Raw genomic sequence first — 11,561 nt, 5'->3', positions numbered from 1 at the left:
GTCCGGGCACTACGTCGGGTAATCTCTGTCCTCGGTTCAAGGGCCTATAGCTCAGGCGGTTAGAGCGCTTCGCTGATAACGAAGAGGTCGGAGGTTCAAGTCCTCCTAGGCCCACTGGGATCACTCGCAGCAGCGGTTTCGCAGCGCGAGATCCCGACCCGAAAACGTCGATCACACGGTCGGCGAGGGGCCTTAGCTCAGTTGGTAGAGCGCTGCCTTTGCAAGGCAGATGTCAGGAGTTCGTTCCTTATCTCCAGCTGACAGGTTCGGTAAGGGGTTGACCAGCAGGGATGCTGTGGTGGACATGTCCGCCACGAGGTCGTAGTTTGGCGGTGGGACGGTGCCCAGCAGTGGGTGCACAACCACACAAGGGGGCTTAGCTCAGTTGGTAGAGCATCGCCTTTGCAAGGCGAGGGTCAGGGGTTCGAATCCCCTAGCCTCCACAGATGTGATTAGTTGCTGACAATGTCGTCGGCGAGGAGCCCCCAAGGCCATCGGCCTGGGGGCTCCTCGCGTCGGTAGGGCCATCGGTGACGTAAAGGTGACGACGTCCGGGACCTGTCATGTGCAGGCTCTAGAATAGAGACAGCTGAAGCCCGGCTCGTTTGCAGACGAACCGGGCTCCGCTGAACAACTGAATCACCGCTCCGAGGGCTCAGGCCCTCGATACTGTGACCGTTGCGAATGTCTTTGGATGACGTCTCCGATGGTAGACGGTGTGCGCGGGTTCGCCAAACACCGCAATGGTTGGTGTGGGCGAGCGACGTGGACCTCGGCGTGGTGGCTCATCCACAACGCCTTGAGGAGGCACCGTTGACCAACGACAGTCGCGACTCTGATCGCACTACCGATTCCACCAGCACTGATCGGGCTGGAGGGGCCCGGCCCGTCCAGGTCGGGCAGAACCGGCTCGAGGGTATGTCGACGGACCTGTTCGTTCAGGTCCCGACTACCTTGATCGACCCGACCCGCGCTCTGATCGCGGCGGAAGGTGTCGGCGCGGTCTACACCGTGCCGTGGCAGTCCCGCACGTCGAGGGTGGCGGTCGCTACTACGGCGGCGGACCAGACCCTCAAGAGGTGCCCGGAAGCGTCGCTGCTGCTCGATGCCAACCTCTACAGCGGGAAGAAGCATCGCAAGACCGCGGACGCGGCACCGACGCAGGACTGGATCACCGTGCAGCGCCGGGCCGGTCTGGGCTGGGCCCTGACCGACTCAGGGTATGTGGCCGAGGGTGATACCGCGGGACTGGTGGGCACGCTCGAGGCTGCCGCGCGGTTCGGGGAGAAGGTGATCGCGGCGTTGCCGATCGCGGGCCGGTGGTTGACGCATGACGCTGACGTCTTGCGCGGCGCGATCGACGTGCACGGGCTGCCGGTGGCGTTGATGGTCGAGGACACCGACGACCCGTTCGACCGGCGCAACGCCGTCGCGGGACTGGTGAACGTCCTGGGCGCCGAGACACCGGTGATGCTGCTACGCAGCGACACCGCGGGTTTGGGTGCACTGGCGTACGGCGCCGCCGGCGCCGCGTTGGGATCGTCATCGAGGTACCGGCACATCTACCCCATCCGCGAGGGCGGTGGTGGGGGCGCGTCGGTCTCGTTCATCGTTCCCGAGCTGCTTGCGTACACGTCGCTGACGGCGTTCGAGCGGCACTTCATCAAGGACGAGACACACGCGGCGTGGTACTGCGACTGCTCGTTCTGCGGCGGCCGGACATTGACGTGGATCCGCACCGCGGACAAGCCCGAGTCGGCAGCGTTCTCCCACTCGGTGGCCGCAGTCGCGTCGCTCGGGCGAGGGATGGCGACGGCGATCGCCACGCACAGCGGTCCGCAGACGTGGACCGCGATGTGCGAGTCCGCGCGCGAATACAACATTGAGATCGAGAAGATCACCAATGGCGACTGGGGGCGCAAGCGTGCCCTGTCCGAGTGGATCGACCTCAAGCCGGAGCCGGCTGCGGCGTAATCGGCACTCCGGTCGCGAGGGCGTGAGCGAATAGCCGCTCCTCCCAGTACCGCACCGCGACGATCCGCGGCGGATCGGCAACCTTCGACCCCCGCACCAACAGTTCCTCGCCGGCGTGAGAAGTGTGCACCACGCTCACGCCGGCGAGGTCCGCCGCCGTCAAGCTCAACGCCGTGGGCCGCCGCTCGGTCAGCACCACGGTTTCCCCGAACCCGCGAAGCTCGCTGGCGACATACAGGGCCCTCTTCCACTGCCCGGTCGCGACGAACCCGACGATGCTCAACGGTGCCGCCGGCGGCGCTCCAGCGCCCTCCGCCGGACACATCTCCCACAGCTCGAGGACCTGCGCGTCGAGCATCGGTCCCGCCCCGGTCGACATCCGTTCGACGACGGTCGATGACCATCGGACCACCGGATACCCGCGAAGCCCCGACAGTTCGGTCCGTGGCAACACTGACACCGAGCTATCGAGGACCAGCTCCGCAGCCGTGACCACTGCCGCGTCGACGAGACCCGCCGGCGGGACGACAGGGACCTCGAACAGCGGGATCTGACTCGCCTCCGCGGGGACCGTCCGGGTATGCCGCCGCGCCGTCACCTGTCGTTCTTCCTCACGGTTACCACGGGCGTCGGTTCCGGCGCGATGACCCGCGACGCGGCGAACAGATGAATGCGGTCCTCCAGGGCCAGGAACGCCACTACGCTCCCGATATCCAGACCGGCCGACTCCAGGACCGCCGCCGGCAGCGCGATCTGTCGTGACGTCCGCAGCCTGCGCGGGCGATCCGGATTGCCTCGTACGGAGGGCTTCGTCCCGCGCGGGCCGCGAGTGGGAACGATCTCGACGATCCTCTGGTCAGCGACAACTCCGATTCGGACCCACGAGGGCTGCCGCACCCCGGACGCCTTCGCGACCTTCGCTGGGATGGTGATCCGGCGGAAGCTATCGATCGTCCGGGGACCCGTAGGAAGCATACTGCTGATTTTAGCAGTCAATGTCCTAATAGTCACTGGTACTAGGGATTACAGAGCAGCATCATCGTGCCGGCCACTGCCCTGTCAGGCCAGATTGGCGGCGCTGGTCACCGAAGAGGACACCGACATCACGGAGCATCGGGATTGGCTTACCTACACGGCGCGTCGAGACGAATCGGCACACCGTGCGAACAGTTCTAGTTGAGCGCATCACAGCGAATGACGCATGTCTCTTGACGTGGGAGTGAGAGGAGCTGCGCTCAAGCACGATTCAGGCGGCCACTTCGTCAGACGTGCCTTGCGGTCACACGCCTCTTAGCCGTTCAACCCGGCACAGGCCGGAACCTACTACGTCGCCTCATGCCGCCGTGACGAGCCGATCTCCGCGGTGGCCGCGAGTAGACCTGCGGCGAACTCCTGTCTGGCTCGGGCCGGCCGGCACGCCGCTGTCCACGCAGCCTCGCACCCAGCGATGATCGCGATAACGAACGCCGCGACTGCCGTTAGTGCGGCAATGATAGGAACCACGGTAGCTAGGGCGACTGACGAGAGGCCGAGAAAGCCAGCGGCGGAAAACACTCCGCTGGCTCGGAGCAGCGCTTCACGTCGGTCATGGCTCACTGACATCGGGTCCACAGGGGGCCAACACGCCTGCAGTCGGGGATCGGATGCCAATGTCCTCAAGGCGTCCTCGGCCGAGCGTTCGAGTTGCTCGGCATCTACCGGGAGAGGGATGTGCCGGAGCAACTCACCTGCGGTCCTGATAGTGCGAGCCTGTGCTGCCAGGTCGTGGTGAAAGTCGATGACACGTCTGAGCAAGACGGGATCCGGTCCGGCTATCGCTGTCCGCATTCCAATCCCCTTAGCCTCGATCCACCGATGGGGAGGCTTGCTGAGTTGGCGTCGTAACGCAGAAATGCCCCTCTGACCAGGAAGAATAGAGCTTGTCTAAGGTCCTATTTCCCGAGTCTGAGAGGCATCTCGTAGGTGCAATTCAAGCATGCTCCCGTTGCCGTGTCGGCTGTGTTCGATGATCCGAATCTCGTGTCGGTCGCGGGGCTGGTCCCGATGCTCCGTCTTGCCCGTTCTGCGGGGCTTGATGAGCTCGCGCAGTCGCGATTGAGCGTCCCGACGGACAAGGGTGCGAACGCCGGCGGCAAGGTGATGGCGCTGGTCGCGGGGATGCTCGCTGGCGCGGACTCGATCGACGACATGAATCTGCTGCGTCATGGCGGGATGGGCCGGTTGTTCGATCGGACGTATGCACCGTCGACGCTGGGCTCGTTCCTGCGGGAGTTCCGGTTCGGGCACGTCCGCCAGCTCGATGCCGTCGCCTCACGGACGCTGGTGAACCTCGCATCGGCCGCGCCGCTGCTGCAGATCCGGGACGGTGAGCGGGTGATGGTCGACGTGGACGACACGATCATCGAGGTCCACGGGTACCAGAAGCAGGGAGCGTCGTTCGGGTACTCCGGCGTCCGCGGCCTCAACGCCCTCGTCGCGACAGCGTCGACGACGACCTCAGCGCCGGTGATCCTCGCCCAGCGGTTGCGGCAGGGGAAGACCGGTTCCCCGAAAGGCGCGGCCAGGATCGTCGCCGACACCCTCGCCACGCTTCGCCGCATGGACCTGGGCAGCAGTGTTCGGCCGTTGCTGCGGGCGGACTCCGCGTTCTACGGCCACGCCACCATCGGCACCGCGATCAAGGCCGGCGCGGACGTGTCCATCACCGTTCGGATGGACCCCGCGGTGAAGACGGCGATCGCGACGATCCCCGAGGACGGGTGGGAGACGATCGAGTACCCGAACGCGATCCGTGACGAGGTCACGGGCCGGTGGATCTCGAAGGCCGAGGTCGCCGAGGTGCCCTTCGTCGCGTTCCGTTCCCGGAAGATCGCCGAACGGGTTGAAGGACGACTGGTGGTCCGACGGATCCCAGACCTGAACCCCAAGCAGGTCGAGCAGCCGACCTTGTTCGACAGCTACCGACACCACGCGTTCTTCACCACCACCGACAAGCAGACAATGGGAACCGTCGCGGCGGACAAGACCCACCGCGGGCACGCGATCATCGAGCAAGTTCACGCCGACCTGAAGGCAGGCCCGCTCGCTCACCTGCCCTCGGGAGTGTTCACCGCGAACAGCGCATGGCTCGTCCTCGCCGTGATCGCATTCAACCTCACTCGCGCCGCTGGACTCACCGCCGACCGAGGCGGGCGGCTCGCCCGGGCAACGACCGCGACGATTCGCCGCACCCTCATCTCAGTGCCGGCACGACTGGCACGGACGGCGCGCCGCATCATCCTGCACCTGCCGGACGCCTGGCCCTGGCAGACCGCGTTCGACCGACTCTTCACCGCGACGCACGCACCACCACCACCGGCCGCGGCCAGCTGACCACCGCCGCCACCAGCGGCACGACCGAGAACGAAGTGGACAACCGGGATGAGACGCCCGGAACTCACCCCTGCCCGCAGCCGATCACGCCGCGCCCCTCACGCCGACGCCACCCGCCGAAGGCTCATCGGTGGATCGAGGCTTAGCCGCGCGAGCGCGCGACACTGCTTGCTGCAGCGCCGACTTCGGCGGTTGCTGGAGCAGAGGTACTAGATCCGATCACGACCGACAGGACCATCATCGCGATTGCTAGGCGTGAGACGAGCGCATGAGCCACCGGGTTTCCCTTCGACATGCTGACGACCGCGGCACAGGGGCCGCTTCATACAGTTAGTCGCACGGCGGGGCCTCGAGGTTCCCAGTTTCACGCGCCTTGTCGGCACACGCAGAGGTCACCGCAGCCGCACGGCTCGGAGCAACCGCACCGGTCGCCGCAGCCGCACACCGTCTTGAGGTCGATCAGGCTGAGCACGCGGTCGGTGAAACCTTGTGTCGGCGCGGAGTCAGGGACCGCCGTGAGCCGCAAACGACGGTTGATCCTCGTCATCTCCGTGTACCAGTTGCGGCATGCCGGACAATTGCTGAGATGGTCCTGTGCGTTCACCGCATCCGCGGCGCCCTGCTCTCCGTCGAGATCCGCGGAGAGCGCCTCACGAGCGTGATCACAGTCGATGCTCACGTGCCCCTCCTACCTGTCGAAGTGCTACTCAATTGATCAGATTAGTCGTGGCCACCGCTATCCGTCGAGGACGATCGGCAGCTACGGAATCCCGCGAAGCCGTGAGCGCCAACTACGCAGAGTAGTAGTTTGTTACCCCCTGGAGGTACCCGTGTGCCTCCTGGCCTGGTTTCATATGGGCTATGTCGCATAGATCCGGCGCGGACGCGAAGCTCACCGAGCTGGCGCTCGCTGCTGGGCGCGGTGAGAGCGCAGCGCTGGAGGAGTTCATCCGCACGACCCAACGCGACGTGATCCGCGTGATCTGTCATTTGAGCGGTCCGCAGGACGCCGAGGACCTGGCGCAAGAAACCTTCTTGCGCGCCATCGGAGCTTTGCATCGTTTCGAAGGTCGGTCCTCGGCGCGCACCTGGCTCATTAGCATCGCGCGTCGGGTTGTTGTCGATGCTCGCAGGCATGCGCGGGCGCGGCCTCGGCTCGCGAGCCAGGATGTCCAGGCTGTGTTCGAGGCCACGTGCGTTGCGCCGGGGATGGGGTTGGAGACCCGCGCGAGCGTTCTTGACTTGTTATCGGGCCTGTCTCCTGAGCGGCGGGAGGCGTTGGTGCTGACCCAAGTGCTTGGGTTCAGTTACGCCGAAGCTGCTGACGTCACGGGAGTGCCGATCGGGACTGTCCGCTCCAGGGTGTCGCGGGCCCGCGCTGATCTTGAGGCAGCGACTCCCTCTAATCACGTAGCAACCGGGTAGGGCTCCCCGCTTCCTGCCCTACAGTGAAGATCATCAGATTCGGCGAGGGATCACACCTGCTGGTACCGGTGATAGCGCCGGGCGCCGGACCTGAAGGAAGAGCGCGTCGAGTGAGGTGGCTAGCTGCCCATCTGTGATGTCTGCGTCGCCGATCACGGTGATCCTGTGTCGTGAAGGGTCGATGCCGAGATCCGAGGCACCGTACGTGCTGGGCTTGCCGATGTGCGGCAGAGCGCCCGGGTCGAGTCCGGCGCCAATAACCGCGTGCCCGAGTCCGGGAATGTAGCGCCCTTCGCGGGAAAGGACGGTGTCGATGTGTGTGAGCGCTAGCCCTGGCGGAACCGGGTCCGGATACCCGAGCCGGTAGGACGCAGCGATGCTTCCGGCAGTGCCGGTCATGGAGCTCAGGACGCAAATCCCGTCTGATACCGGCCATCGGTGATTCGATTGTGCCGTCACCTCGAATCCGGCGGCATCGAGGTGCTCAGCCAGTTGTTCGTTGCCGGGGGCGTAGATCTTGCGCTGGCGGCCGTACTGTGCCGCAATCCATGCTGGGGCGAGGTCGAGCGCTGTCCGGATGTTCGCGACGGCAACGTCGCGTACCCCCATGGATTCAAGTTTGGCAGCGATCGTCCTCTGGTCTGCGACATCGCTGTTCGACAAGTAGTAGGTGTCGCTCGCCGGTAGGCGATTGACGATGCCTATTACCTCGAAGATGGGGACTTCACTGCTGTAGATCGTCCCGTCGAGGTCGATGATGTAGACGGATCGCTCGAACCCGGTCACGTCTGAGGGGAGACGATCGCGAACGGATCATCGTGCGGGTCGGTCCGCACCTCGAGCTCGATCATCTCCGTCGCGTACTGCGCCGTCTCGTCACCATGCAAGTGCCTGATCAGCGCTGCAGTCATGTCCATACCTGCGGCGACACCGGATGCTGTCCAGAACTTCGCGTCGGTCACCCACCGTGCCCGAGGCTTCCAGTCCACGTTCGGACCGAACGATCTGACCCAGTCGAAGGCCTTCTTGTTGCTGGTAGCTGCGCGACCGTCCAAGATTCCCGCTATTGCCAGTGCTGCTGTGCCCGTGCACACGGAGGCCACGATCTCCGCGGTTTCCGCCAGCGCGCGAAGGGCTCCTAGTGCCCTCTGGTCGGCGACGAGTCGCTCGATTCCGATCCCCCCGGGCACGATCAGTATGTCGACCGGCTCAGCGTCGGCAATGGTCGTGTCCGCGATGACGCAGACGCCCTGAGAGCTCTGGACGGTGCGCGCGTTGGTGCTGATGAAGCTCAGCCGGAAGTGTTTGGGCAGCACACTGAGGATTTCGACGGGGCCGAAGGCATCGAGGAGCTCGAAGCCATCGAAGAGGACGATTCCGACGGTTCTGGAGGGCTGTGCGCTAATGACGTCGGTCATGGGAGCTCCTGTGCGTTGGCGCATCCGGTGAGGGGCTGCTCGATGAAGTGGCTGAGGCTGCCGTCCTGATGGACGGGAACGTATTTGGCGCGGGCTTCGGCGTGACTGGTCAGTCGCGGCCGGCCGGAGGTGTCGTAGACCAGTACCGAGTGCCAGGGGGTAGTCCAGATGTCGTCGTCCGGTGCGATCAGTTTGATGCCGAGTTTCGGTGAGAGCCGGGGCTGGGGGTGGATGGAGAGCCTGACCGCTTCGGGGAAGTGGATATCGAGGATGTTTCCCCATGCGGTGCTGAAGCGGATCAGCTGGTAAGCGCGCTGTTTCGCGTTCTTCTGGAGCTGTGATTTTGTTCCGGCCCAGTCGACGGTGTCGGCGATCATGAACCTGGTCATGCCGCGCAGGAGCCGGGCGGAGTTGCCACCGGCCTTGACGTCGGCGCGGATGTCGTCGAGCGCGGGTGCCCACTGGGTGTCGAGCTGGTGGCGTTTGGCGGCGAAGTCTCCGTCGCCCCAGATCTCGCGGAGGTCGAAGGTGCTGAGGTGGGATAGGCCTTCGTCGGCGATCATCTTCACGAGGGCGTCGTTGTACTCGACGATCGTTTCGTCGTCGACACCGATGATGTCGGTGAAGACGTGACCGTCGGAGCAGATGGTCACCCGTGCTCCTGGCGGATGAACGTGAGATATCTGGCTGCAGATCTCGTTGAGAACGTGCAGTGCGACCCGCTCGGCTTCATCGGGCAGCGTGCCGGCCACTTTGGCCGGGTTGGGGGACTTGCACGGGAAGCCCGGGATGATGAAGTCAATCGGGATTCGCCGCTCGACTGCGGTGCGGATCTTCGCCAACTGCACGGGCCAGTCATCAGGCGTTGGCCCGTCGTCATCGGTGGTACGCCTGCGTGGCAGAAGCACCGCAAGGATCTCGCGTGCGACTTGGTCCGCCTGCTTGTCTTCGGAGTCGTTTCTCGAGATTGATGTGCTCACGCGGGTTTCACCGCGCTGTACCGGATGGGCAGTTTCGTCACACCGCGAGCGAGTGGGGCGTGGAGGAACTCGAGGTCGGTCTCCTCGCAGTCGAGGCGCAGGTCTGTGATGCGCGCGGTGATCGCGGTGAGGGTCTCCTGGATCTGGATGCGCGCGAGATGGGCACCGGGGCAAAAGTGCACGCCGTGGCCGAACGCCAGGTGCGGATTCGGTGTTCTCTGCAGGTTGAGCTCGGCCGGGCAGCGGAACTTCGCCGGGTCACGATTGGCGGCCATCAGGGAGATGATCACCGAGTCGCCGGCGGGTACCGTGTGATCTCCGAATTCGGTGTCCTCGGTGAAGAATCGCCAGGTGGTCTGTCCGAAGGCGCTCTCGTACCGCAGGAGCTCTTCGGTGGCGCGATCGATGCCATCGGGATGAGCGACGAGCCACGCGTGAGCGTCGGGATGGCGCAGCAGCGTCAGGATCGCCATCCCCAGTTGGTTGGTCACGGGGTCCTGGCCCGCGGCGAGCAGCTGGAAGATGATCGAAGACAGCTCATTCGAAGTGAGATCGCCGTGCTCGTGTTCGCGGACCAGGCGTGCGAGCAGGACACTCTGATCGCCGGAGCCGCCGGTGAAGTGGGCGACGACGTCGGCAATGTAGCCTTCCAGCCCGCGTAGCAGCCCTTCGTAGTGGGGCCGTCGGGGATCGTCCGGCCCTACTGGCGCTACGACGCCACCCCATGCCGGGTCAAACTGTTGCGCAAGGTTGTCCGGTAGGCCGATCGCATCACGCAAGGCCAAGAACGGTAGCCGGCCCGCGAAGCCCTCGATGAAGTCCACGGATCCGACAGGGAGGTCATCGATCAGAGCGTGCACATGTGCGCGGATGCCGGCGCGGTGCGCTTCGGAACGCCGGGCCGTGAAGTGGTCGGCGATCATCGCGCGCATAGCGGTGTGCCGAGGCGGATCCTGGTGTAGCAGGTGGACTTGCAGCCGCGAGTGCTGTGGTTCGGGCATGATCGATGCCTTCGCATGCCACCGCGCGTTGGCGCGGGCGTGGTTCTTCCCGAGCCGGTCGTCGCCCAGAGCCGCGTGCGCGGCGTCGTAGCCCGTCACGAGCCAGGCGTCGATCGCGGGGAATGCGACCGGGTGAACCGTCCCCTGCTCGCGCAGTGACGAGAACAGGGGGTAGGGGTCGCGGTAGTAGTCCTCACCGTACAACGGTGCAGGCTGTTCGCTGGTGCTCATGGAATCGGCTTCCGTCCGGCTATCGAGATGTGCTGACGGAGTCAACGATGGCCGCGACCTGTTCCGCGTTTGCGGGGCCGGCGAGCGTCATGTCTTCGGACGTGGTCCGGATGTAGCGTTTCTCGCGTACCGCCTTGAGTCCGCGGGTTCGGGGGTCGGCCTCGAGCGAGGTGATCGCGGCATCCTGGGCGGCACGTACCGAGGTGTCATCGCCGGTACGTCGAACGGCGATCGTGATCCAGTCCGGGTCGGCGGCTACGAGGTCTTCGTAGGTGAACTTGCCGAACGCGCCGTCGATGCGGCCGCCCAGCGGGGTGGTTCCGGCGAGGGTGTAGATCGCGTTGGCGATCTGCCGGTTTCCCGGTGTGGTCAGCGTGTCCTTGCTCGCTGCGACATCGAAATGGAAGACAGTCGGCGTCCTTGAGCCGGATCGGATCTTGCCGCGAGCTGACTCGATTGTTTTCTTCATGGATGTGACCATCTCGTCGCCTGTCTGGCGGTGACCGGTCAGCGCGGCCAGGTCGCTGATGTCGGAGTAGACCTGGTCGAGATCGGTGCGGGGACCGGAGAGGTACTTCGCGCACGCAGATGACTTGATGAACACCTTCGTCAGGTTCGCGGCCTGGAACTCCGCGGCCGTGGGCTCGGGTGTGCCCATCATGTCCATGCTCGCGAACGTTGCCAGGAACACCTGCGCGCCGGAGGATAGGAGCTTCTCTTTGTCGATGTTGCCGTCCGAGAGTCGTTGGGCGGAGGTGAGCTTGTCGCGGACGTCAGGCGCGAGCGCGTCGAGACCGCGAGCCCAGCCCACCCCTGACACTTGTTGGCCGGCTCCGAGGCGCGCAAGTAGATCCGCGCCGGCGTTGTTGGAACTGATGATCTTCGTCGGTGCGGTGTCGAACCGGTGAGGGTTGCGCCCCTCGCAGTCGGTCGTCGTCACCGGCTCGAATGGCGTGCCGGACGTTGTCGAGGAATCTGCTGTCGTTCCGGAGCACGAGCAGAGAACTCCACCTACGGTGACGAGGACCGCCGCGATCGTTGCCCGCCTCGAGATTGTTGTACCCATCATTGTTTTTTCACCCTTCACCATCGGCGATCGGCTCAGTGATGACCGCCGCCTCACAGGATTAGTCGGATGCCGTGTCGATCGAGTTCCCGCG

11 protein-coding genes and 3 tRNA genes are annotated in these 11,561 nt (G+C 64.9%); 6 read left to right on the top strand and 8 right to left on the bottom strand.

What is annotated here, in order from left to right:
- Positions 1–40: 40 nt before the first annotated feature.
- The 4 genes from ABLE94_RS13385 (at position 41) to ABLE94_RS13370 (ending at position 1,974) form a co-directional block, all read left to right on the top strand.
- Positions 41–114: transfer RNA gene (locus ABLE94_RS13385), tRNA-Ile, on the top strand.
- Between the two features lie 80 nt (positions 115–194).
- Positions 195–256, top strand: a tRNA-Ala gene (locus ABLE94_RS13380).
- Between the two features lie 114 nt (positions 257–370).
- Positions 371–443, top strand: a tRNA-Ala gene (locus tag ABLE94_RS13375).
- 511 nt (positions 444–954) lie between these two features.
- Positions 955–1,974 carry a hypothetical protein gene (locus tag ABLE94_RS13370; protein WP_348808983.1) on the top strand — a complete coding sequence of 340 codons (1,020 nt, stop codon included), beginning with the start codon at positions 955–957 and terminating at the stop codon, positions 1,972–1,974.
- On the opposite strand, the gene ABLE94_RS13365 is transcribed toward ABLE94_RS13370, so the two are convergent.
- Both ABLE94_RS13365 and ABLE94_RS13360 read right to left on the bottom strand, forming a co-directional pair.
- The gene (locus ABLE94_RS13365) at positions 1,949–2,572 is read right to left on the bottom strand and encodes a hypothetical protein (RefSeq protein ID WP_348808982.1); all 624 of its coding nucleotides are present in this window, start codon (positions 2,570–2,572) and stop codon (positions 1,949–1,951) included. The two genes, ABLE94_RS13370 and ABLE94_RS13365, sit on opposite strands and share 26 nt — an antisense overlap.
- Complete coding sequence (locus ABLE94_RS13360) at positions 2,569–2,949, bottom strand: hypothetical protein (protein WP_348808981.1); 381 nt, start codon at positions 2,947–2,949, stop codon at positions 2,569–2,571. Before ABLE94_RS13360 ends, ABLE94_RS13365 begins: the two co-directional genes overlap by 4 nt.
- A 987-nt stretch (positions 2,950–3,936) precedes the next feature.
- Between ABLE94_RS13360 and ABLE94_RS13355 the strand changes: the two genes are divergently transcribed.
- On the top strand, positions 3,937–5,346 hold the full coding sequence (locus tag ABLE94_RS13355) for an IS1380 family transposase (RefSeq protein WP_075863208.1): 1,410 nt from the start codon (positions 3,937–3,939) through the stop codon (positions 5,344–5,346).
- Positions 5,347–5,710: 364 nt separating this feature from the next.
- Here the strand turns inward: ABLE94_RS13355 and ABLE94_RS26445 are convergent, their stop codons facing one another.
- The gene (locus ABLE94_RS26445) at positions 5,711–6,025 is read right to left on the bottom strand and encodes a zf-HC2 domain-containing protein (protein ID WP_068746380.1); all 315 of its coding nucleotides are present in this window, start codon (positions 6,023–6,025) and stop codon (positions 5,711–5,713) included.
- Between the two features lie 182 nt (positions 6,026–6,207).
- On the opposite strand from ABLE94_RS26445, the gene ABLE94_RS13350 reads away from it, so the two are divergent.
- The gene (locus ABLE94_RS13350; protein ID WP_348808980.1) at positions 6,208–6,771 is read left to right on the top strand and encodes a sigma-70 family RNA polymerase sigma factor; all 564 of its coding nucleotides are present in this window, start codon (positions 6,208–6,210) and stop codon (positions 6,769–6,771) included.
- A gap of 33 nt (positions 6,772–6,804) precedes the next feature.
- On the opposite strand, the gene ABLE94_RS13345 is transcribed toward ABLE94_RS13350, so the two are convergent.
- The 5 genes from ABLE94_RS13345 to ABLE94_RS13325 are packed head-to-tail and all read right to left on the bottom strand — an operon-like array spanning position 6,805 to position 11,341.
- Positions 6,805–7,557: a hypothetical protein gene (locus tag ABLE94_RS13345; protein ID WP_348808979.1), complete on the bottom strand. Its 753-nt coding sequence runs from the start codon at positions 7,555–7,557 to the stop codon at positions 6,805–6,807.
- Positions 7,554–8,189 (bottom strand): DJ-1/PfpI family protein, encoded by a 636-nt coding sequence (locus tag ABLE94_RS13340; protein ID WP_348808978.1) that lies wholly within the window; start codon positions 8,187–8,189, stop codon positions 7,554–7,556. Before ABLE94_RS13340 ends, ABLE94_RS13345 begins: the two co-directional genes overlap by 4 nt.
- A complete protein-coding gene (locus ABLE94_RS13335; RefSeq protein WP_348808977.1) occupies positions 8,186–9,169 on the bottom strand; it encodes an L-tyrosine/L-tryptophan isonitrile synthase family protein in 984 nt (327 codons plus the stop codon). Before ABLE94_RS13335 ends, ABLE94_RS13340 begins: the two co-directional genes overlap by 4 nt.
- Positions 9,166–10,401: a cytochrome P450 gene (locus ABLE94_RS13330; protein ID WP_348808976.1), complete on the bottom strand. Its 1,236-nt coding sequence runs from the start codon at positions 10,399–10,401 to the stop codon at positions 9,166–9,168. The genes ABLE94_RS13335 and ABLE94_RS13330 overlap by 4 nt, the downstream gene beginning before the upstream one ends.
- Before the next feature lie 19 nt (positions 10,402–10,420).
- Positions 10,421–11,341, bottom strand: a complete 921-nt coding sequence (locus ABLE94_RS13325; RefSeq protein ID WP_348808975.1) for an ABC transporter substrate-binding protein — start codon at positions 11,339–11,341, stop codon at positions 10,421–10,423.
- Positions 11,342–11,561: the final 220 nt, after the last annotated feature.

Origin of the sequence: Gordonia sp. VNK1 (genome assembly GCF_040049135.1) — a bacterium.
GTDB lineage: Bacteria > Actinomycetota > Actinomycetes > Mycobacteriales > Mycobacteriaceae > Gordonia > Gordonia oleivorans.
Note: the sequence above shows the minus strand (reverse complement) of the source record. Positions and strands in the feature narration are given on the sequence as shown.

What these genes read in the sequence shown, in the direction of transcription:
- ABLE94_RS13330 (WP_348808976.1), bottom strand. Translation starts at nt 10,401, where the DNA reads ATGAGCACCAGCGAACAGCCTGCACCGTTGTACGGTGAGGACTACTAC.
- ABLE94_RS13340 (WP_348808978.1), bottom strand. Translation starts at nt 8,189, where the DNA reads ATGACCGACGTCATTAGCGCACAGCCCTCCAGAACCGTCGGAATCGTC.
- ABLE94_RS13360 (WP_348808981.1), bottom strand. Translation starts at nt 2,949, where the DNA reads ATGCTTCCTACGGGTCCCCGGACGATCGATAGCTTCCGCCGGATCACC.
- ABLE94_RS13350 (WP_348808980.1), top strand. Translation starts at nt 6,208, where the DNA reads ATGTCGCATAGATCCGGCGCGGACGCGAAGCTCACCGAGCTGGCGCTC.